General features: G+C 33.8%; 19 protein-coding genes. 8 read left to right on the plus strand and 11 right to left on the minus strand.

Features of this window, described 5'->3' with window-relative positions; all coding sequences use genetic code 11:
* The first annotated feature begins 240 nt into the window (after positions 1–240).
* The 5 genes from T367_RS0110055 to T367_RS0110075 are packed head-to-tail and all read left to right on the plus strand — an operon-like array spanning position 241 to position 7236.
* The gene (locus T367_RS0110055) at positions 241–3621 is read left to right on the plus strand and encodes a DUF4175 family protein (RefSeq protein WP_157454192.1); all 3381 of its coding nucleotides are present in this window, start codon (positions 241–243) and stop codon (positions 3619–3621) included.
* Positions 3622–4026: an ATP-binding protein gene (locus T367_RS0110060; RefSeq protein WP_027419724.1), complete on the plus strand. Its 405-nt coding sequence runs from the start codon at positions 3622–3624 to the stop codon at positions 4024–4026.
* Entirely contained in the window at positions 4016–4447 is a 432-nt protein-coding gene (gene ybeY / locus T367_RS0110065) for an rRNA maturation RNase YbeY (RefSeq protein WP_084274373.1), read from the plus strand. The genes T367_RS0110060 and ybeY overlap by 11 nt, the downstream gene beginning before the upstream one ends.
* 40 nt (positions 4448–4487) lie before the next feature.
* Positions 4488–6362, plus strand: a complete 1875-nt coding sequence (gene mnmG / locus T367_RS0110070; protein WP_027419726.1) for a tRNA uridine-5-carboxymethylaminomethyl(34) synthesis enzyme MnmG — start codon at positions 4488–4490, stop codon at positions 6360–6362.
* 1 nt (position 6363) lies between these two features.
* Entirely contained in the window at positions 6364–7236 is an 873-nt protein-coding gene (locus tag T367_RS0110075; protein WP_027419727.1) for a class I SAM-dependent methyltransferase, read from the plus strand.
* Positions 7237–7418: 182 nt separating this feature from the next.
* On the opposite strand, the gene T367_RS0110080 is transcribed toward T367_RS0110075, so the two are convergent.
* The 3 genes from T367_RS0110080 to T367_RS0110090 are packed head-to-tail and all read right to left on the minus strand — an operon-like array spanning position 7419 to position 10865.
* Positions 7419–9512, minus strand: coding sequence for a type IA DNA topoisomerase (locus T367_RS0110080; RefSeq protein WP_027419728.1), 2094 nt, complete (start codon positions 9510–9512; stop codon positions 7419–7421).
* 11 nt (positions 9513–9523) lie between these two features.
* Entirely contained in the window at positions 9524–10039 is a 516-nt protein-coding gene (locus T367_RS0110085; RefSeq protein ID WP_027419729.1) for a dihydrofolate reductase, read from the minus strand.
* Position 10040: 1 nt separating this feature from the next.
* Positions 10041–10865: a thymidylate synthase gene (locus T367_RS0110090; RefSeq protein WP_027419730.1), complete on the minus strand. Its 825-nt coding sequence runs from the start codon at positions 10863–10865 to the stop codon at positions 10041–10043.
* Between the two features lie 151 nt (positions 10866–11016).
* Between T367_RS0110090 and T367_RS0110095 the strand changes: the two genes are divergently transcribed.
* Complete coding sequence (locus T367_RS0110095) at positions 11017–11409, plus strand: hypothetical protein (protein WP_027419731.1); 393 nt, start codon at positions 11017–11019, stop codon at positions 11407–11409.
* Here T367_RS0110095 and T367_RS23875 read toward each other — a convergent pair.
* Genes T367_RS23875 through T367_RS0110120 form a run of 5 tightly spaced genes read right to left on the minus strand, consistent with a single transcriptional unit; the run spans position 11406 to position 19297 of the window.
* Entirely contained in the window at positions 11406–15296 is a 3891-nt protein-coding gene (locus tag T367_RS23875) for an adenylate/guanylate cyclase domain-containing protein (protein WP_051568483.1), read from the minus strand. The genes T367_RS0110095 and T367_RS23875 overlap by 4 nt on opposite strands.
* A gap of 5 nt (positions 15297–15301) precedes the next feature.
* On the minus strand, positions 15302–17143 hold the full coding sequence (locus tag T367_RS0110105; RefSeq protein WP_027419732.1) for a SpoIIE family protein phosphatase: 1842 nt from the start codon (positions 17141–17143) through the stop codon (positions 15302–15304).
* Between the two features lie 33 nt (positions 17144–17176).
* A complete protein-coding gene (locus tag T367_RS0110110; RefSeq protein ID WP_157454193.1) occupies positions 17177–18193 on the minus strand; it encodes a hypothetical protein in 1017 nt (338 codons plus the stop codon).
* Positions 18190–18735, minus strand: a complete 546-nt coding sequence (locus tag T367_RS0110115) for a YfiR family protein (RefSeq protein WP_027419734.1) — start codon at positions 18733–18735, stop codon at positions 18190–18192. The genes T367_RS0110110 and T367_RS0110115 overlap by 4 nt, the downstream gene beginning before the upstream one ends.
* 52 nt (positions 18736–18787) lie before the next feature.
* Entirely contained in the window at positions 18788–19297 is a 510-nt protein-coding gene (locus T367_RS0110120) for a ferritin (protein ID WP_027419735.1), read from the minus strand.
* A 112-nt stretch (positions 19298–19409) separates the two neighbouring features.
* On the opposite strand from T367_RS0110120, the gene rnr reads away from it, so the two are divergent.
* On the plus strand, positions 19410–21542 hold the full coding sequence (gene rnr / locus T367_RS0110125; RefSeq protein ID WP_035843203.1) for a ribonuclease R: 2133 nt from the start codon (positions 19410–19412) through the stop codon (positions 21540–21542).
* Positions 21543–21547: 5 nt separating this feature from the next.
* Here the strand turns inward: rnr and T367_RS0110130 are convergent, their stop codons facing one another.
* Entirely contained in the window at positions 21548–22261 is a 714-nt protein-coding gene (locus T367_RS0110130; protein WP_027419737.1) for a DUF2490 domain-containing protein, read from the minus strand.
* Positions 22261–22653, minus strand: coding sequence for a hypothetical protein (locus tag T367_RS0110135; RefSeq protein ID WP_027419738.1), 393 nt, complete (start codon positions 22651–22653; stop codon positions 22261–22263). Before T367_RS0110135 ends, T367_RS0110130 begins: the two co-directional genes overlap by 1 nt.
* A 95-nt stretch (positions 22654–22748) precedes the next feature.
* Between T367_RS0110135 and T367_RS0110140 the strand changes: the two genes are divergently transcribed.
* Complete coding sequence (locus T367_RS0110140; RefSeq protein WP_027419739.1) at positions 22749–22937, plus strand: hypothetical protein; 189 nt, start codon at positions 22749–22751, stop codon at positions 22935–22937.
* A gap of 53 nt (positions 22938–22990) precedes the next feature.
* Here the strand turns inward: T367_RS0110140 and T367_RS0110145 are convergent, their stop codons facing one another.
* Positions 22991–23332, minus strand: a complete 342-nt coding sequence (locus T367_RS0110145) for a T9SS type B sorting domain-containing protein (protein ID WP_084274375.1) — start codon at positions 23330–23332, stop codon at positions 22991–22993.
* Positions 23333–23369 lie beyond the last annotated feature (37 nt).

Consider the following 23369-nt stretch of genomic DNA (forward strand, 5'->3'; position numbering starts at 1 on the left):
TAATTAGTTATTAATAGCGCAATGCAATATACAATATTTTTTATTTGCTATTCGTTAACATATTTGTCTAAGATTTTGTAGGCTAGGCGCTAGTAAATAAAAATCTTTCAGTTTGCTGTTTTCTATTTATAGGATCTATCACTTATAAACAAATGTTAATAAAACGAACTTATTAGCATGATTTTTGTATACTGTTTTATAAAAGTGTAACTTAGAGAGTTTCTTAAAAAATTATTTACCTTGAATCAGTTTCAAAAAGTCATATCGCAAGTCGAATTGTTTATTCGCAAGTATTATAAGAATAAAATCTTAAAAGGAATTATTCTGTTCTTAGGTCTCTTTTTGTCCTCTTATATTTTAGTCTCCGGTCTTGAATATTTAGGACGATTTGGAAAAAGTACGAGGCTGTTTTTATTAATCACTTTTATAGGGTTGAATTTAATTCTTCTCTTCAGGTTTATTATAATCCCGTTGCTTAACTTAAATAAATTAGGTAAGCGTTTATCTATGATGGAGGCTTCAGATATGATAGGAAAAATTTTTCCAGACATAGGTGATAAACTGAAGAACACTTTACAGTTGAATAATGATAAGGGAGATGTTTCTAATAATTTGGAGCTTGTAAATGCGAGTATTGAACAAAGAGCACAGAAATTATCTGTTGTTTCTTTTGAGGGAGCTATAGACCTTTCTGAAAATAAAAAGTATATTAAGTATTTATTACCCGTGCTATTATTGGGTGCTGTATTGATGGTTTTTCTGCCGAATTGGTTTACTGATGGCACAAAAAGAGTTATGTATTTCAATCAAGAATTTGTTGCGCCTGCGCCTTTTAATTTCGATTTATTAAGTCCTCATTCTGCTAGACAAGGTGAAACGTATAAACTGAGAGTGAAATTATCTGGTGAGGAAATACCGAATGAGGTAATGATTTATTCCAATTTAGGCACCTACAATTTAACCAAAGTTTCTAATGTAGAATTTGAATATGATTTTGTGAATTTGTCTGAATCAATCGATTTTTATTTTCATGCGAATGGTTATTCCTCTCAGCAAATAGAAGTGGATGTTTTAAAACGCCCAGTGATTGATGATATAAATTTGATGGTGAATTATCCCAAACATACGGGAAAGTCGTCTGAAGCTTTTACAAATACAGGTGATATTACTATACCGGAAGGTTCGACTATTGAATGGAAGATTGGGGCTACGAATTTGAAAAGTCTAAATGTTTATTTTGCTGATACGGCATTTGTATTAAACGATAAAAAAGCGAATAATTACAGGTTCGTAAAACAATTTTTTAAAGACGAGAATTATAACCTTGTTTTGAGTTCTTCAGACATCGTTAATGCAGATTCAGTTACTTATTTAGTCAATGTAATTCCAGATAAATATCCAAAGATTAAAGTGCTGGAAAGATTTGATTCATCTAATGTTTTTATGCGTTTTATTGAGGGAAATATTGAAGATGATTATGGGTTTTCTGGTTTAAGAGCTAGAATTAATGTGACGAGAAAGGATTCTGTTTATACAATAAATGATGTCATCAAAGTAAATGGTAAAAACACCAATCAATTGTTTTCTTATAGCATCGATATTGGCGATTACAATTTAAAGGCAGGTGACCGTGTATCCTATTCGTTTGTAGTTAGTGATAATGATGCACCAAATGGTTATAAATCGACTAGTTCAACTTCCCTTGAGTTTAAGATTCCTGAGATGGACGAGTTGGAGGATTTAATTGGAGAACATGATGAGAGTTTAAAATCTAACATGGATAAGGCTGCACAGGACGCTAAAAAAATGCAGAAAGAGATTAAGAAATTAAAACAAGAACTGGTTAATAAACCGTCATTAGATTGGAAGGATAAACAGCAATTAGAAAACTTAATTGAACAACAAGAAAAGTTTGAAAAGGACATCGAAAAGCTTCAAGAAGAGTTTAAAGAAAATAAGCAGGAGAAGGAGAATTTATTGGATAATTCTGATGAGTTAAAAGAAAAGCAAGAACAGCTTCAAAAGTTAATGGACGAATTAATGGATGAAGAGTTAATGGAATTGTTTGAAAAGTTGAAAGAGTTAATGGAGGAGATGAATAAAGAGGAATTGGTGGAGAACTTGGAACAGATGGAGCAGAATGCTGAGAATGTTGAGGACGAATTGGATCGTACTTTGGAGTTATTTAAAAATCTAGAATTAGATCAGAAGCTAGAGAACTTAGAGGAACAAATTCGTGAATTAGCGGAAGAACAAGATGCTTTAAAGGAAGAAACTGAAGAAGGAAAGAAGTCGAATGAGGAATTGGCTAAAGAGCAAGAGAAATTAAACGAAAAGTTTGATGAGATTCAAAAAGATATTGATGAAGTACAAGAAAAGAATGATGATTTAGATAAACCAAGAGATTTAGAATTCGATAAAGAAATGGAAGAATCAATCGATCAAGAAATGCAAGATGCGAAGGAAAATCTTGATCAGGACAAATCTAAAAAATCGGAAAAGAATCAAAGTAAGTCTTCAGAAATGATGAAGAAGATGGCTGATGATGTTGCTGCAATGAAATCGCAGGCAGCGGCTGCGCAACAGAAAGAAGATATGGAGGCTTTACGATTCCTTTTAGAAAATTTAGTGGCGTTATCTTATGATCAGGAAGATTTGATGGATGAATTCATAGCTGTAAAATCGAGTGATCCAAAATACTTATCGTTAAATAGAGAACAATTGGCTATTAATAAAGCAACAGTGGTTGTCAAAGATTCGTTAGTGGCTTTGAGTAAGAGGGTAACAGAATTGTCTGCGTTTATCACGGAAGAATTAAATGATTTATCTTATAATTTGGACAAGTCTTTAACTATTGCTGAATCGCGTAAAACAAATAATTTAAGTCAGCACCAACAATATGCAATGACCAATTATAATAATTTGGCTTTGATGTTGTCTGAAGTTTTAGATCAGATGCAGCAACAACAAATGCAGGGAGGTCCTCCCGGAAGTGGTTCGTGTGATAATCCTGGTGGATCAGGTTCAGGTGCAGGTCCAGGAAAAATGTCTTTACAACAAATGAAGGATGCCTTAGCAAAGCAGATAGAAAAGATGCAGGGAGGTTCAAATCCAGGTGGTCAAAAAGGCAAGGGAAGTGGTATGGGATTAGGAGAAAAACCTGGAGAAGGTAAAGGGGGTATTCCACAGTTAACGTCGAAAGAAATGGCAAAAATGGCTGCTGAACAAGTAAAGATTCGAGATGGGTTAAAACAGTTAAAAGAAGATTTGAATAAAGATGGTTCTGGTGCGGGAAACCCTTTAGATGATTTGATAAAAGACTTAGAAGATTTACAGGATGATTTAATTAATGGTAGGGTCGGATCAGAATTTCAGAAAAGGCAACAAGATATTTACACCCGATTGTTAGAAAGTGAAAAAGCCTTAAGAGAGCGTGGTTTTAGTGATGAGAGAGAATCAAAAGAAGGAAAAAAGAAGAATCTAAGTAACCTTGTTGAATTTGTTGAGTATAATAAAAAGAAGGAAGCTGAAGTCGAATTTTTGAGGTCACTTCCGGTTGGTTTACAGGTTTATTATAAGACCTTAGTAAATGAATATTTTAATTCAGTAAATACGGAGTAAATGCACAGTATCGAAATTGAATCGCAATTAAAAAACCTTACACAAGTGGAGTCTTTAATTGATCAGGTTTGTGAAGATCTCAGGGTGAGTGAAGATAGTTATGGGAACATTTTAATCGCGGTAACAGAAGCTGTTAATAATGCGATTGTACATGGTAACCAAAATCAACCGACCAAGAAGGTTAAGGTTGATGTTGTAAAGATTGACACTGGTGTTATCTTTATGGTAATGGACGAGGGAAAAGGATTTGATTTTAATAATTTACCCGATCCTACTGCTCCGGAGAATATCGAACGACCAGACGGTAGAGGAATATTTTTAATGAAGAACTTGTCAGATGAGGTAGTATTTGATTTGAATGGTTCAAAAGTTAATATTACCTTTGTCGCCGATCATGGAAACTAATATAGATTTTAATTTTATAGATGTAGAAATTCCGGATTTTAATTCGGAATTTTTTTGTTTATGGCTATCTGGTATAGCGACTAATCACGGAAAACAAATAGGTGAATTAACTTATGTTTTTTGTACGGATGAGTATTTATTGGATATGAATAAGTCTTATTTGAATCATGATTATTATACGGATATCATCACGTTTAATTATAACGAAGAAAATAGTTTAAGTGGTGATTTATTCATTAGCTACGATCGTGTCGTTGACAATGCAAAAGATTTAGGTTTTAGTGTTGACGATGAGTTGAGCAGAGTTATTGTTCATGGCTTATTACATTTAATAGGTTTTGATGATAAGACTGACGAGGATCAAGAGCGAATGACGGAAGAGGAGAATAAAAGTTTAGCATTAAGAAAAAGTTTCACGTGAAACAATTTCGAAATGTTTCACGTGAAACAAATAGAAAGATATGTTGCCAGAATATGATATTATAGTTGTTGGAGGTGGTCATGCAGGATGTGAGGCCGCATTTGCTGCTGCCAATATGGGGTCGAAAGTATTGTTGGTCACCATGAATTTGGCGAACATTGCACAGATGTCGTGTAATCCAGCGATGGGAGGAGTAGCCAAAGGCCAAATCGTTCGAGAAATTGATGCTTTGGGTGGCGGTTCAGGAATGGTGACTGACCGTTCTGCTATCCAGTTCAAAATGTTGAACCTTTCAAAAGGTCCGGCGATGTGGTCTCCAAGAACGCAGAACGATAGAATGAGGTTTGCTGAGGAGTGGCGTTTGCTTTTGGAATCGAATGAAAATGTTTTCTTTTGGCAAGATATGGTCAATGGATTGATTGTTGAAGAGGGCGAATTAAAGGGTGTCACAACGAGCATGGGTCAGAAAATTTATTCGAGATCTGTCGTGTTGACAAACGGAACGTTTTTGAATGGGTTGATTCATTTGGGTGAAAAGAACTTTAAAGGAGGTAGAACAGGTGAAGGGGCGAGTTATGGAATTACTGAGCAATTAGAAGCACTAGGTTTTGAGTCTGGTCGAATGAAAACAGGGACGCCTCCGCGTGTTGATGGAAGGTCTTTGGACTACTCAAAAATGGAAGAACAACCCGGTGATGAAAATCCTGTGAAGTTTTCTTATGGAACGGAGACTGAAAAGTTGACGAAACAAAGAAGCTGTTATATCACTTATACGAATCAAAAAACACATGATATTTTAAGAACGGGGTTTGATCGTAGTCCAATGTTTAATGGTGCAATAAAGTCGAAAGGACCAAGATATTGTCCTTCTATTGAAGATAAAATAAATCGTTTTGCTGAGCGTGATCGTCATCAAATTTTTGTCGAACCTGAAGGTTGGAAAACGGTAGAGATTTATGTGAATGGATTTAGCACTTCTTTACCTGAGGATGTACAATTGGAAGCAATGAAAACAATTCCAGGTTTTGAGAATGTTAGAATGTTCCGTCCAGGATATGCAATCGAATATGATTATTTTCCGCCAACACAATTAAAGCATACTTTAGAAACAAAGTTAATTCCTAACCTGTATTTCGCAGGTCAAATAAACGGAACAACGGGATACGAAGAAGCAGCATCCCAAGGTTTGATGGCTGGAATTAATTCTCATTTAAAATTGAATGAAAAGGAACCGTTTATTTTAACAAGATCGGATGCTTATATTGGTGTGTTGATTGATGACCTTATTACAAAAGGAACGGAAGAGCCATATCGAATGTTTACTTCTCGAGCTGAATATAGAATTCTTTTAAGACAAGATAATGCCGATTTAAGACTAACGGCTTTGTCTAACAATATTGGTTTAGCAAAAGATGAAAGATTAGCTTTGGTCAATGAAAAGATAATTACAACGAATAGAATTAAAGAAATTTTGGGAAGTGTCAGTGTTACTCCTGAAGAGATGAATGAGTTTTTGACAGAGATTAAAACATCTACAATAAAACAAAAGGTAAAAGCAAATTCTATTTTATTAAGACCACATGTAAGTCTTATTAAATTAAGATCATTATGTGCTGATCTCGATAATCAATTGAATGAAGTTTGTGATTTAAGTAATGATGCTTTGATGCAAGCTGAAATTCAAATTAAATATGCTGGCTATATTTCACGTGAAGAAGATGTAGCAAGTAAAATGGGTAGGCTAGAAGATGTTAAAATTCCACCAGATACTGATTTTAGTTTATTATCTTCTTTGTCGGCAGAGGCTGTCGAAAAATTGACAAAAATTAGACCGGTTACAATTGGTCAAGCGAGTCGAATTAGTGGTGTTTCTCCTTCAGATATTTCAATATTATTAGTTTATTTAGGTAGATAAAATGAATCAGATTAAAAATTGCCCTATTTGTAATAGTGAAACGTTTAGTAAATTTCTTTCTGCAATAGATTATACTGTTTCAAATGCAAGTTTCAATATCGTTTCTTGTGATAGTTGTGGTTTCCACTTTACGAACCCAATTCCTTTAGAAAGTGAAATAGGGGAGTATTATAAAAGTGAATCATATATTTCTCATTCATCTTCGAATAAAGGTTTAATTAATAAATTATATCAACTCGTTCGAACGATTACATTGAAACAAAAAGTGAAATTGGTTCAACAAGAAAGTAAGGGTAAAGACTTATTAGACATTGGTGCGGGCACTGGACATTTTATGAATGCTTGTAAATTAGCTGGAATAAATGCTTTGGGTCTAGAACCGGATGCTGATGCACGTGGATTTTCAGAGAAGAATTTTGGTTTAGACATGAAATCGACAGACGAATTGCATACTTTGCCTGAAAATTCAAGAGATGTTATTACGATGTGGCACGTGTTAGAACATGTCTATAATTTGAATACTGATTTCGAAAAGATTCGTAATATCTTAAAACCTGATGGAAAATTGATTATTGCCGTTCCAAATATGTCTTCTTATGATGCTAAACATTATAAAGAATTCTGGGCTGCTTACGATTTGCCGATTCATCTTTATCATTTTCAACCAAAAGATATAAATGCTTTGGCTGATAAATTTAATATGAAAGTGGAAAAAGTTTTTCCAATGAAATTTGATTCATTTTATGTTTCAATGTTAAGTGAAAAATATAAAGGAGGAAATATTCTAAAAGCTTTTTGGATTGGGCTAAAATCGAATTTAAAGGCGAGAGGGAATAAATATTCAAGTCAAATCTACATTTTGAGTAAATCCTAACTCAGTTTTTCATTTTAAGCGCTTTTAAGCGCTTATTTTTTTGTTCTAATGTTAGACACCATCTTTTTCGAGATCGTTGATTCTGTGCGATGTATTTTTTAGTCATTTAAAAAACGTAACTGTCTTATAGTAAGGACGTTGTGTAAAATTTCTAATTTATAGCGTAACTCATTATGATCTAATCACTCCTCGAGTTCAATATTGAACTCGTTCGTAAGAATTAATTTTCCAGATTTGGTACTTGTAGAATTGGGAATTTTAAAGCCGGTTAATTTTGTGGTTTTCTTTTTTGAGACTAAATCATGAATTTGTTTCTTGGTTAATTTTTTCTCCATGATTGTAAAAGGAATTAGAAAATCACATCCTTTATTATGACCGCTACATCCAAAAGCAGATTTTCCTTCAATTAATTTATTGGTATTACATTTTGGACAAACGAGATCCGTCACTTCAGTAGATTTTTTCTCTTTTGGTTTCTTTTCTTTTGGTTTTTTATCATCTACTAGCGCAATTGATGTTTGTTTTGACGACATAACATCATTCGTTAAGTTGACAACCATTTCTATCAATTCTTTTCTAAATTGATTCACATCATATTCACCAGATTCGATAAGTCTTAGTTTATGCTCCCATTGGCCGGTTAATTCTGCAGATTTTAGAAGATCAGAGTGTACAGTATCAATTAAATCTACCCCTGTTACAGTTGCATGTAAGTTTTTTCTCTTTTTTTCTACGTATTTACGTCTAAATAGCGTCTCTATGATGTTTGCACGTGTCGATGGTCTACCAATACCATTTTCCTTCATTGCCTCTCTTAAATCGTCGTCATCAACGTTTTTACCGGCTGACTCCATCGCTCGTAATAATGTCGCTTCCGTAAAATATTTTGGCGGTCGCGTTTCCTTTTCTTGTAATTCTGGCGTATGTGGTCCCTTTTCGCCTTCCTCGAAAAGAGGCATTAAGTTGTCTTCGTTCTTTTCTGATTTGCCTTCATTTGCAAAAACCTCACGCCAACCGGGCTCAATGATCTGTTTACCTGTGGCTTTGAATTCTACTTTTTCAACTTCACCTAAAACTGTAGTGTTCGAAACAGTACAATCAGGATAAAAGGCAGCAATAAATCGTTTGGTGATCGTCGCATAAATCTTTTGCTCTTCTGGAGATAATCCTGAAGGTGCTATTCCTGTTGGAATGATAGCGTGGTGATCCGTAACTTTATTGTTATTAAAGACTTTTTTTGATTTAACAATTGGTTTCTCTAAAAGTGGTGCCGTTAACTTCGAATAAAATTTTAATCCTTGTAAAATCTTAGGAATTTTTGGATATATATCTTCAGAAAGGAAAGTTGTATCTACCCTTGGATAAGTTACTACTTTCTTTTCGTATAAATTTTGAACGAGCTGTAATGTATTGTCCGCAGAATAACCGAATTTATTATTGGCTTCTACTTGTATTGATGTTAAATCGAATAATCTAGGAGGTGATTCTTTACCCTCTTTTTGTTCATAGTCTTTTACTACAAAGTCTTTATTCTGAACATATTCGAGTGCTTTTTGACCTCTTTCCTGAGTGTTTAATTTACCGACGGTCGCTGAAAATAAAGTTTCTCTATATGTCGTTTTAAGTTCCCAATATTTTTTTGACTTAAAGTTTTCTATTGTTTTCTGTCTTTCAACAATCATCGCTAGGGTGGGTGTTTGAACCCTTCCAATAGATAATACTTGTTTGTTTTGACCGAATTTTAAAGTGTATAAACGGGTGGCATTCATGCCTAAAAGCCAATCTCCAATCGCGCGTGAGCTTCCAGCTGCATAAAGATTGAGGAAATCATTTCCATCTTTTAAGTTTTCAAAACCTTCTCTAATGGCCTCTTCTGTTAGGGAAGATATCCATAGTCGTTTAATGGGTTTGGTGTTCTTAGCTTTTAATAATACCCACTGTTGTATTAACTCTCCTTCTTGGCCAGCATCCCCGCAGTTGATGACTTCGTCGCATCGTTGTACTAAACTCTCTATGGTTCTGAACTGTTTTTGTGAGCCAGAATTTTCCATCAATTTAATACCAAATTTTGATGGAATCATTGGTAAAGTTGCAAGGTTCCACCATTTCCACATACCTGTGTAATCGTGAGGTTCTTTTAATGTACATAGATGTCCGAATGTCCAAGACACCCAATATCCGTTTCCTTCGAAATATCCGTCCTTTTTAATATTTGCGCCTAATATAGCGGCGATTTCACGTGCAACACTTGGCTTTTCGGCAATACACAATTTCATGTTTTGACTCCTTATTTTGTGTAGTGATATACTTTAAATGAATATTGATTACGCTCGTCAATTGCTTGTTCCATTATTTCGGTTTTATTCCATAATGTTTCGTCGAACTCAGGGAAGAATATGTCAGCGTCGAATGATTCGTTAATAAATGTAATAAACATCTCATCTAGTAGATTTTCATCTAAACTGTATTTGAAAATTTGTCCACCACCAATTACAAAGATGTCTTTCGCTTCTGGATTATTTTCTTGGATTTTATAAAATGAAATTGCTTCTTCAACTGAATGAAAAACGACAGCGTCTGGATCACTAAATTCTTTATTTCTAGTGATTACAGCATTGATTCTGTTTGATAATGGTCTGTATTTTAATGGAATAGAATCCCAATTCAAACGACCCATAATCACGATATTTCCTTTTGTTGTTTCGGTGAAAAATTTCATATCAGCAGGTAGGTGCCAAATAAGATCATTGTCTTTACCGATTGCGTTATTTTCGCCTTTTGCGACTATTAATTTTACTTTCATGTTATACAGAAACTTGTCCTTTAATATGTGGGTGAAATTCGTAGTTGACCAATTCAAAATCTTCAAAAGTAAAATCGAATATTGATTTTACTTTCGGGTTAATCTTCATTTGAGGTAGTTTTTTCGGTGTACGACTCAATTGTAAATCAACTTGTTCCTGATGATTTAAATACATATGTACATCTCCAAAAGTATGAATAAAATCCCCCGGTTCTAAATCACAAACTTGGGCAACCATCATTGTAAATAATGCATATGATGCAATATTAAAGGGTACACCTAAAAACACATCTGCACTTCTTTGGTAGAGTTGACAAGATAGTTTTCCGTCAGCTACATAAAATTGGAAAAATGCATGACAAGGTGGTAAAGCTGCTTTATTATTGGCTATATTTTCTTCGAATGAAACAGAAGTATCGGGCATAACGCTTGGATTCCATGCTGTGACCATTAACCTTCTACTGTTAGGATTGGACTTTATTTGTGCAATCAAATCAGTGATTTGATCAATCCCTTCGCCATTCCAATTCCGCCATTGAGAACCATAAACAGGTCCTAAATCGCCATCTTCATTTGCCCAAGCATCCCAAATTTTAACCTGATTTTCTTGAAGATATTTAATGTTTGTATCACCTTTTAAGAACCATAATAGTTCGTGAATAATAGATTTTAAGTGAAGTTTTTTCGTGGTAACCATTGGAAAACCTTCACTTAAGTCGAAACGCATTTGATGACCAAATAAACTCTTGGTTCCTGTTCCGGTTCTATCGCCTTTCTCTAGACCTTTGTCTTTAATTAACTGTAATAACTCGAGGTAATTTTGCATAGGAGTGTTTCTGGACTATAAAATTAACGTTTTACTGTTTGTAATTCTTCATTTTTGATGTTTAAAACTTAAACATTGGCTTTAATTTTATCAACAATATGATTAAAGCCCAAATTCTGAATTTGAATTAAATGTTTTAAAATTAAGTTCTATGAAAAAGTTTGTATTAGTTAGCTTATTAGTTTTGAGTATTATCCCAAGTTTTGCGGATGAATTGCCGAAGAATTGTTTTGGTAAATACGGGGGCGAAATGCCTGCTTATTTTGTTATGTTAGACGGAAGCGAGATTAAAATTGATCGACATGATGTATACTTAACGTTGTCAGAAGGCAAATTGATCTATACCGCAGGTACTATTGAATTAAGTGGAACATATACCGCTTTGAAACAAGGTAAAAATGAATATGTTGTGAAGTGTATTTTATCTAATGGTAGATCATTAGAGTATGAATTGAATCTTATTTATTTTAAAGAAGAACAAAAGATTTATCTTTCACCGAATAACGGTCAATCAGCTGCCAATTTAGAACGAATTGACGGTTAATCTTTGTATTCGTTTCTAGCGTATCTTTCTTCTATTTCACGAATGTGTTTTTCCTTTTTAGCTTGTCTTAGTTGGATCGCTGAAGCTGTAAAATACGTGTGTTGATTCAAGAACTTTATCTGAATTTCATCCCATGTTCTATCGCTATTTAATTTTCCGTGTTCACGAAGTTCACGACGTAAATAATCTGCAATAACATGGAAATCATCTCGTCCTAAATAATCTAAATCGGCGTCACACATAATTTGTTCGAGATGTGTTTTAGGACTTTGTGGAATCTCCGTTGATTTTATTAAGCCGTCAATAATATTAAGTTGATCGGTGGTATAACCATATTTAGGCAATATTTCGCGGGCCATTTTTATTCCAATCTCTTCGTTTTTGTCGTATTTTTCAACGAATCCAGCATCGTGATAAGTGGCTGCAGATTTTAGTAAGAATAAATCTTCATCGGTAATACCTTCCATAATCGCTAATCGTTCTACTGCTTGTGTTACGTCAATAGTGTGATTGATACTATGATACAATAATTTTGGAGACAATTCATCTTCCAAAAGTTTCATAATATGTCGTTCAGCTTTCATATAGTTGATTGAGCTATATAAGTGCAAGTCGACGATTTTCCAAAATTTGTCATTAGGTTCAAAACCTTCTTTATCTACTGAAAGTTCAGGTTTGATTCCTTTGACATAATACATGTCCAAAAGACCTTTATGTTTGGTTTGAATTTTACCCCTATAAACACAATCAAAGTAAGGAGCAATGTATTCGTATGTATTTCCTGAAACGTTTACAGTGCCTGGTTGCCCATGCATTTCCATTCGTTGGGCTTGGTTTACTGTTGAGCCCCAAATGTCGTATGCGAATCGTTTAAGACCTATAACACCGGCAATTACTTCACCAGTATTAATCCCAATTCGTATCGACCATGATTTTTCTCCACGTTTTTTAGCCTTTTCGGCAGATTCGTGCATAAAAGTTTTGATCTCTAGCGCGGCTAAAGTTACCTCTATGGCGTTACTTTTATTACGGATGGGTACACCACCTGCACACATGTAAGAATCACCAATTGTCTTAATTTTTTCGAGATCGTATTTCTCGATAATACCATCAAAAGCAGAGAAATAATCATCCAATTGTTGAACCAATTCTTGTGGTTTCATGTCCTCAGCAATCTTCGAGAATCCAACGAAATCAGTGAATAATACAGAAACATTTTTATAATAACGCGCTTTAGAACGGCCTTTATTCTTTAATTCTTCTGCTGTTCCAACTGGAAGAATGTTTAATAGAAGTTGCTCTACCTTTTCTTTCTCTTTTTCTAATAGTTCATTGGAGTGCTCTATTTTAGCTTTTTGAATTTCTACTTTCTGTTTCTGATCTTGTATCTTTTTACTCTGCTCAGTTACTTGGCGGGTTCGCTTAACAACTTCAATTTCTAGTCTAACCTTTTGTCTTCTAATTTTATCAACTCTTCTTCGATAGAATATGACTCCAAAAATTATCAGAATCAATCCTGCCATTATCCTAAACCACCACGTCAACCAGAATGGTGGAGTAATGGTAATATGAATCATTGTCGCCTCTCTCGACCAAATTCCGTCTGCACTTTGGGCATATAATTTAAAGGTATATGAACCATTGGCGATATTCATATAATGCACCTTATTCTCATTTTCTAAGTATGTATATTCTGTTTCGTGCCCTTCTAAGATGTATTTGAATTTGTTTTTACTAGGTTCTGAGAAATTAGATGCGGCAAATTCGAATGCTAAATCGTTTTGATCGTATTCTAAAGTGAGGTCCTCGGTTGTTGTAATATTCCTTGCAATGATTTCTTTGTTTTGGTCACCTTTAACGGCGAGAATTAATCTAGAAATAATTGCGACTGGAGGATGAGGATTAATGGTAATATCTCGTGGATCAAAAATATTATATCCATTTATTCCACCAAAATATAGTTGACCATCTTGGTTTTTGTGGTAAGCATTTGTGTTGAATTCATTACTTTGAAGTCCATCTTTAGTGCTAAAAGTCGAGAATTTTTCAGTTTGTGGATTAAACTTAGAGATACCCTTATTCGTACTAACCCATAAATTGCCATCATTGTCTTCCAAAAGGCCGTAAATCACATTGTTAGACAGTCCTTCTTTTTCAGTATAAGTCTTCACTTTTCCCGAGACTATATCTAATTTTTTTATTCCTTCTCCGTATGTTCCTAGCCACATTATACCAGGTTTGGTTTGAAGCATGCAAGTGATATGTGCATTGGCTTCATTATGGTTTTCTATCTTATAATAGATAAAGTTGTGGCCATGAATATCGCTTTTTTCAATACGATATAAGCCCATATTACTCGACACAATCCAAGTATTATTGTTTAAATCTTGATAAACAATTTTTACCGATCCTTGACCGGGACTATTCGGTTCTCCGTTGCTTTCATAGAATTTATATTCTAAATTATCTTTATTGATATATGTTAATCCTGCTCTAGATCCAACCCATAAGTGATTAGTATCAGTAGGAACAATAGAGTAGGTTCTAACATCTCTCTTAATTTCTTCAGATAGAAAATCTATTTTCTGAAAGGTATAATCAAGTGTTTGGAGGTTGATAATTTTTAAAAGGTATAACCCATCATCATAACCTAGCCATATTTTGTTTTCATTTTCAACATAAATACTTAGTAAAAAATGAACATCATTACGGTCTCGGATGATATGTCGGAATTGATCTTCTTCTTTATCATATATCGTCAGATCCTTTTCTGTACCAATGTACATATTACCTTCTTTGTCTTCGGCAAATGACCAAACATTATAATCAATCAATCCTTTTTCAGGATCATTATTCAATGATATTGTTGTAAATCCTTGTTTGAATTTATCGAATTTGGATAATCCTTTATTCGTTCCGATCCAAAAAACACCTTCTTTGTCTTCGAAAATTGCTGAAATATTATTGTCAGAAATCGTGGAGTTATCGTATGCGTTTTTCTTATAATCTGAAAAAGTGTATGTATTGTCAGCAGATTTTTTTAAAAGATACAATCCATTGTCTGCAGTTCCAACCCATAAACTTGTTCTGTTTTCTGAGTAGACCGTATTAATGTTTCTGTATCTGATTTCTATAGCTTCACTTATGGTTTGTAAACGATGTTCTTCATCAACGGAAAACAATCCTCTTTCAGTTGTTATTAATAGCGGAAAACCTTGTTTATAATAGAACTGGTTGACTTTAGCGATTGTAAATATAGAATTGTAGTCAATATCTTTGAAATGAGAGTAGGGTGGACTAGCATAATAGATTTGACCAGTTTGAGATCCTACCCAAAGTTCGTCAGTATTGGATATGTGAATGGCCGTAATTTCACTATTTCCTAATACTTGTTTAATAGCGGTGACTTCGTTAGTCTCTAAATCGATACGAATGATACCGTTTTTTTCTGAAAGTAGCCATAGATGTCCATGCTTGTCAAATGTTAATTGCGTATAAATATAGCCGCCAACGTCTTGTAGAATAGAATTGTTGTAACGAGTGATTTTTAAGGTTTTCGGATTTATTTTTCCTATTCCTCTGTTTGTCCCGAACCAGATATCACCTTTAGAGTCTTTGGTTAGACAGTGAATATAATTGTTTGGGATAGATGATTCGTTGTTTTGTTCAGACTTGAATGTCAAAAAACTATAGCCGTCATAACGGTTAATTCCGTCTTGAGTAGATACCCAAATAAAACCAAAATTATCTTGAACGATGCTTGTGATTGAACTCTGTGAAAGACCATCCTCTAGCGTAAATTTGTCAAATTGAATGCTTTTTTGTTGGGCATTTATGGACCATGAAACCAGCAAAAGACACAATATGCTTAAAACTGATTGTTTCATATTTATTAAATTCTTACACCAATTACAAGAATATCATCAACCTGTTCGAAAGAACCTTGCCAATCAGTAATTCTTTTATCAAGAATTACGTTTTGTTCAGACATACTCTTGTCAGCAATTTCTAATAAGCTTTCTCTGAATCGTTTATATAAATATTTTTTACCTTTTTCACCACCAAATTGATCGGCATATCCATCACTAAATAAGTAGATGAGATCATTTTTTTGAAGGTCTATTTTATGTTCTAAGTAGGTGTTTGTATCTGGCTCAAAAGATCCGATAGCGAATTTGTCTGGTTTGGTAACCATTACTTTCCCATCTCTAATCATATACAACGGGTTATTTGCCCCTGCATAATACAGTTCCATTTTTTCATAATCAATAGCACAAAGACTAATATCCATTCCGTCGCGGATATGGTTTTCTTCATGACTTTTGTTTAATGATTCGGAAACGAATGTATTTAAGTTATTTAAGATAGCAGCTGGACTATCTAATTTGTTTACACGTATCGCTGCATTTAATCCATTGGCACCAACTAGACTCATAAATGCTCCTGGAACCCCGTGTCCAGTACAATCTACAGAGGCAAAAAAGTTTTTACTACCCAATTTTTCGAACCAATAAAAATCGCCTGAGACAATGTCTTTAGGCTTGTATAAAACAAACGAATCTGGACAAATAGAATTAATTATATTTTCAGGAGGAAGGATAGAGTTTTGTAATCGCTTTGCATATCGTATACTTGCTGTTACCGCCTTATATAAATCCTCTAATTTTAATCTTTGTCTTTCGTTTTCGTCCCGTTGTTTTACAACCTCTTCTGTACGTTGTTCTACCTTTTTTTCTAGAATTCTTTCAGTTTCGGCAAGTTCGTCACGCATCTTTAGCAACTCATGACCAAGTTCATCCTCGCTACTTAGAGGTGTATATGGAGCACTAAAGTTACTTTGACCTACTTCTCTTGCAAAATCAGTTGTTTTTTGTAATCCTCCTACCAACTCAAATATGGCATTTGACATATCACCAACTTCGTCATTACGGACACGTACAAGCTTTTCTGGGAAAATACCTTTCCCTAAGGATAAAATCACATCGCGAAGCTTATTTAGGGGTTTTACGATGGTGTTTGTCGTGAATATTGCAATTAAAATGGCGAATATAATTGAGCATCCAGCTAACCACCAATAAAGACTTAAGCTTTGGAACTGTGAACGCGATTCTTCAGAAGACGTGCGTACCAATGATAACGCATCTTTTTCTTTTGTTTCAATGCTGTTTTGTAGACGGATAAGGTTATTATTGATACGACTGATTAAATTAACAACTTCTCCGTTTTGGTCTGTAATTAATCGTACGGATATGAAACTTAACGGATCGTCATAGCTACTAATATCCGGCAATAATTTCATGATCTCTTTATACTGTTCGAATAGTTTTACAATGTTGTCTGAAATATCATTGAGCAGATCGATATCATCTTCACTGTTTTCTTTGGCTTCCCACAATTTTGACAAACCATGTAAATCTTCGATAGTATTGGGAATGTCATCATTAATAAGGTGCTTTAGTCTTATTTTAAAGCCTACATCATTTCTAGTTTGGTCATTTGCCCATTGAACGGCAAGCTGGCGAGATTCGATAATTAACGACTTAAGTTTTACAACCTCCTCTTTTGACGGTGTAAGGTTATGGATTAACTCGTTAGATGTTTTATCATTCTTCTTAAAGGTTTGTATACCGTTGTTCACGGCAACAAAGGTCGCTCCGAAAACAACAAATATTAAAAGTATTAAAATACCGAAACCGGTACCAATCTTTTTTCCTATGGTAAATCTAAAACTCATCTCTGGTTTTGGGTGTTCCTAAAGTATAATTTATTATTGGTTATCCTTTAATTTCTTTACTATAATTTGGAATTCTGCCGCTTTAGTTTCGTTTGGAATGCTAGTCGTATAAATTCTCAACAAATCTTCTGCAACCTCTAGATCGTTAGGGTTTATTTGAAAACTTTCTTCTAAATCATTTATGGTCAATTCGTCAAACTTAGTTTGATATTTCATGTATAATTCGCTGTTGTTTAGACCATAATAACAACTCATTAAACAGATTAATAATTCGAAGCTATTCGGTTTAATTTTTTCAGCTCTATGCGCATAAGGTAAAGCTTTGAGGAATTGTTCTTCAGCTTTTTGCAAACTTTCCATCAATCTTTCTAGTCCTCCTGTTGGGTCGGCATCAGTTATCAATTCAGCTCCGTAATTATATTGAATAATAGCTGCATTATAATTCGCTTGATAATTTAAACTGTCAATTGATATTACCTTATCACATTTCTCTAATGCGTTTTTTCTTACTTCGTCTTGTTTAACTGTAGGTACAGTTTTGATTAATGCTAAATACTCAGCTCCTAATGCATTATAGTAATCAATGTCGAATTGTTTAAAGTCATGTTTAGGGTCTAATAGTCTTTTGTATTGGTCTTTGTATAATTCGTATGATTCTTCAGATCGTTTTAACTGTTTATTTTCATTCATTAACCGCACAGCATCATTATAGTATCGGATAATAGTTTGTTGAATATATTCGTTAATTTTTTCTGTGTAGATATTAGTTGAATCAACGTTTTTAGCTTGAACAAAAGATTCGATAGAAATTTCTCTAAAATAACTTAGGTCGGCAGTTTCAAGATTTCTATATATGATCCCTCTTAGTTGCCACGTTTGAGAATCAAACCTCTCATTTGTAGTAATTGCAGAATCGATAAGTTCTCGAGCTCCGTCAAAGTTCTTTCCTTTGTACTGCTCATAAGCCCTCCCCGTAAAGGTCGGCTGTGCAAAACTTCCAATTCCGAGGAAGATTAGCATGATTAGCGATATGTGTTTAAATATTTTCATTCGACGCGATTGGCAGCTAAGTTGGCTAGTTTTGATGCAATAACTAGGCTATGTCTTTTAGCATTTTTTAAGTTTATTTCATATTTCTGTATATTACCTTCAACTATAAAATTGACAATTGCGCCTCTACTCAAACCGCCTGGTCTTTCTGAAACAATTAAAGTACTTTTTGGTTTTAATTGTTCAGCCAAACTTGAAATGTATTGACTTTTTTCTTCGGTAATATATAAAATATGTGCGTTATTTATTTCACTTTGGTTGGTGTAATTTTTAATTACAATTTCTTGACTGCCAATAGATTTTCCAGCGTATTTGTCATTTAACTCTTTAAATACAGCTGTTTTACTACCCAGTACAGCAATTTCAAAATCCCCTTTACGCAAATTGGCAGGCCAATCAATTAATGTAGCGAATGTATATATATACAAAGCCTTAATTACAGATTGCGTATCTGTGAGTTGATTAACCCTTTTAACTTCCTTATTGGAACTTATAAGAGTAAATGAAAAAATTGCTAATAGTATGTATACGTGTTTTCTCAAGGTGCTTTTAATCGCTTTTGACCGTTCATAACCAAAAATGTGCCAAACTATTTTAGTTGGTTGGAGTTTCTGGTTTACTAATTAATGTATTTAAGTCTCTATCAAATAAATAAAGGCCTCCTTTATCATTGCCAATTAATTTTAATTTGTCAAGAATGTTTCTCGCTAAAGCTTCTTCTTCGAGTTGCTCAGCAACGAACCATTGCATAAAATTGTGGGTAGAATAATCTTTCTCCTCTAAACAAACAAAGACTACTTCATTTATCATATTTGTTACTTGAATTTCATGTTCTAATAACAATGTAAATACATGTGAAGGCGATTCGAATTCTTTTTGTGGTATTTCTATTGAAGGAATTTCTGCTTTGCCTCCTCGTTCATTTACGAACTTTACCAACTTAAGCATATGTTGTCGCTCTTCGTCAGAATGTGCATATAAAAATTGTGCAGTTCCGTTAATGCCTTCACATTCAGCCCATGAAGCCATGGCTAAATATAATTGTGAAGATGTTGCTTCTGCTTTAATCTGCTTATTTAGAATTTTTTCGATGCGCGTATTCAAAGTAAATTGGTTTTAATTAAATAAATCTTTGCCTAAAAATAATCTAAAAATAATTAACTATAGGCTGATACCGCCAAATAATTCATAAATTTAATCATATTTTAAAAGCCGAATGACAAAGAAAATAAGGAAAAAAAAGCAAAAGAAGAGTAGAGATATTCGAAAAGAAATAATAAATTTTTTTAAAGAAAATAAAGAGGGCGTATTCAATTACAAACAGATTTCTAGTTTTTTAGATATCACAGATAACAATTTGAGAAAGTTTGTATACGAGGCGCTGGTTGATTTAGCGGATGAAGGTTCATTAAAAGAAACTGAAAGAGGGAAGTTCAAAGCTAGCTCAAACGTTCGAACGATTATAGGTACAATTGATATTTCAAAACGGGGTGCGGGTTATGTTATTTCTGACGATTTGGAAGAAGATTTATATATTCCTGCAAGTAAAATGGATCGCGTAATTCATGGCGATAAAGTAAGGGCAGAAATTTTTAAGAGTAAGTCGAAAAGAAGAGAAGAAGGAAGAATAGTTGAAGTTATAGGTAGAAACGAACGTGTTTTTGTCGGTACAATCGATAAACAAGCGAAATATGCGTTTTTAATTCCGGATGATCGGAAAATTGATATCGATATTTTTATCCCAACTTCAAAATTAAATGATGCAAAATCTGGTGATAAAGCAGTTGCTAAAATATCAGATTGGCCACGTGATGCAAAAAATCCATTTGGTGAAATAATTAAAGTGTTGGGTAGCGAAGAAGCTATTGACGTGCAAATGCAAGCCATTCTTGCAACTTATGGAATTCCTACGGACTTTCCTGCTGAAGTTCTAGAGGAAGCAGATAAAATTTCAATCGAATTAGACGAGGAGGAAATCGCAAAAAGGAGAGATTTTAGAAAGGTATTAACTTTTACAATTGACCCTGTTGATGCTAAGGATTTTGATGATGCCATCTCTTTTGTTGAATTGAAGAATGGTAATTTTGAAGTAGGTGTTCATATTGCCGACGTTGGCCATTATGTTCAGCCTGGCTCTGCCTTGGATAAGGAAGCTTATGACAGAGGGAATTCTGTTTATATGGTAGATAGAGTTGTGCCAATGTTACCTGAGCATCTATCGAATGGGGTTTGTTCTCTTCGTCCTGATGAAGATAAGTTTACGTTCTCAGCAGTTTTTGAATTGACTGATCAAGGTGAAGTTATAAATGAATGGTTTGGTAAAACAGTCATTCGTTCTGCAAGACGATTTACTTACGAAGAAGCACAAATAAGAATTGAAACTGGTGAAGGTGATTTGTCAGAGGAAATCAATAAAGTAAATAATATTGCGCGAATTATGCGCGGTGAGAGATTGAGTAGTGGTGGTTTGGAAATTACAAGTGCCGAACTACGATTCGAATTGGATGAGAATAAAGAACCAATTAAAATTGTAAAAAAGGTTTCGAAAGAAGCGAATAAATTGGTGGAAGAATTTATGTTATTGGCGAATAAAAAAGTTGGCCAATACGTAGGTGATGTTAAAAGAAAAACCGTAATTCCATTTATCTATCGTGTGCATGATTTACCGGACTCTGATAAGGTTGAACAGTTTAGAGTTTTTGTAGAGAAGTTCGGGAAGAATTTCACTTATGAAAGTGATCGAGAAATAGCAACTAAAATGAATGAGCTATTTGCTGAGATGAAAGATGATTCGAATTTTTCAATCATCCAACAAATGGCAATTAAGTCCATGGCGAAAGCAATTTATGATACTGATAATATAGGTCATTATGGGTTAGGATTCAGATATTATGCGCATTTTACATCTCCTATTCGACGTTATGCCGATTTGATTGTTCATCGTGTACTTTTTGATGTTTTAGAAAAGCATAGCATGAAGTATGGCAAACTGACTGAAACAGCTAAACATATTTCTTTAACGGAGCGAAGAGCTGTAGAGGCTGAAAGAGCTTCAAAGAAATTTTATCAAGCACACTTTTTACGTGATCAGGTTGGACAATCTTTTACCGGTGTAGTGACAGGATTAACTGATTGGGGAATGTTTGTCGAATTGAATGAAAATCACTGTGAAGGTATGATTGTTTTAAAATCAATTGAGGGTGATCGTTTTTCTTTTGATGAGAAAACTTATGCTGTAGTAGGTTCTAGAACAGGTCGTACTTTTAATTTAGGTGATCAATTAAACGTTGTATTGGCAAGTGTGAATATTGCGAAAAAACAAATTGATCTCGAATTAGCTGACGATTAACGTGTTTACTTCTTCTTTTTCTTCTTCTTCTTGAAAAGTTTATCTGTGATTTCGTAAGCATACTTAATCGCATAGATATGACTTGTTTCACCCGTTTGTATTGTACGATCAAAAATATAACTGATTTCAAATTCGTGTTTTTTAACCAAGTCAAACTTTAAACCACCTGCTATTCTATATGCGGTTAAGAAGTTAATATTGGGGCTGTCTAGAATTGGCTTAAACATTTCGTACTCTACAAAAGGAATGATGCGTTTAAAAGCGTCATTTTCGTATTTAAGATTCAATTTAAGACGCAATTCATATTCGTTTTCTGGGTAAATATATTCGTTGATTGCTGTCAAACGATCGAATCCCCATTGGTAACGTCCTCTTGCTTTAAATTTAAGGCCGGTTTCGCTGAGTTTAAAACCATAAGATAGGTTTAAGGCTATCCTATTGTCATTTTCAAAATAATCCGTCTTAAAACGTTGTGAATATCGATAACTTATTCCAAAATCAACATCGTTTAGAATTTCATATTCTGCCTCAATTTCATTAAAAAATGTTTTGAGATTACTGAAATTTTTATCGAACCTTGTTTGGGCGTCATATCCGAAGCTTAATTTTTTACTCGCGTCGTATTGTAGAGAAATACCAGTCCATAATTCGGCGTCATTTTTGTTCTGACCGAAACTAATAAAAGGCAATAAAATAAATATTGAAATTATCGCTTTCATTATTCAATTACATTCATTGTTTCAACTTCAACAACTTGTTTTTTATCGGTAATTTCAACTGTTCGTTGAACAATTTCTAAACCTTCAACACAAAAATCGCATTCGGAATAAGTGAAAATGGTATATGTACCAATTGTTAAATTCGTAAAAGTATAAGAACCATCTAAACTCGTAGAAAATTTGTCATCGTAAGTTAAATCATCAGTTCCATATATAATATAAACATCCTGATCCCAAGCGTCATATTGAGCTGTTGTGTCTCCTGAACCGTTTACTTTAACTGTCCAAACCTTACCATTTATGGTAGATGTACCGCCTTCTCCAGCTTCTTTCTTACAACTAATGGTTCCGAAACCAAAAATCAGAACTAAGATTAAATATGTATTTTTCATTTTGATAATTATTTGCTTTTAAACTTGTCAAAGTTAAGCAATTATTAAATGTTTGAATTAATTTTAAAAAAATATGCTGGACCAATTAAAAATTAATGGAAAAGGAAGAAGAGATTCACAATATTGATATTAAAAAATATAAGAAGTTCAATCGAAAATTACCGTGGAACTTAATCGTTAAAGTTGTGGTGGTAATTCTTGCTATTGGTTTACTCTATTATTTTAGAAGTATAACAAGCCAAGTTGAAAAAACAGATGATTTTGAAATTAATATTAGCGAATAATGACTAGGTATTACACGAAGGATCATCTTCGTCTTATTCAATAAAAACAGTTTTTAGTACTGCACGTGTAAAATGGATTGCATGGTAATTATGCTTTCGTCATTCAATTCTTCTTGCAATTCAACATAAACATAATAAACTCCAGCGCTAACTTTTACACCCGCATGAGTATATCCATCCCAACTTCCGTTTGTGCCGAAAAAACGATAAATCATTTCGCCATACCTATTAAAAATAGTACAAGTTAAAGCGGCATAATTCTCGGCATCAATGATAAAAGTATCGTTAATGTTATCATCGTTGGGCGTGATAACATTGGGGATTTTAACCAAATCTTGAGCGAATATGTTTGCGGACAAACACATTAGAAAAGTTATGAATACAAGTTTTTTCATTGATTAATAAAAAGTAAAGATATTAAAAAATCTCGTT

Source organism: Crocinitomix catalasitica ATCC 23190 (assembly GCF_000621625.1).
GTDB classification, from domain to species: domain Bacteria; phylum Bacteroidota; class Bacteroidia; order Flavobacteriales_D; family Crocinitomicaceae; genus Crocinitomix; species Crocinitomix catalasitica.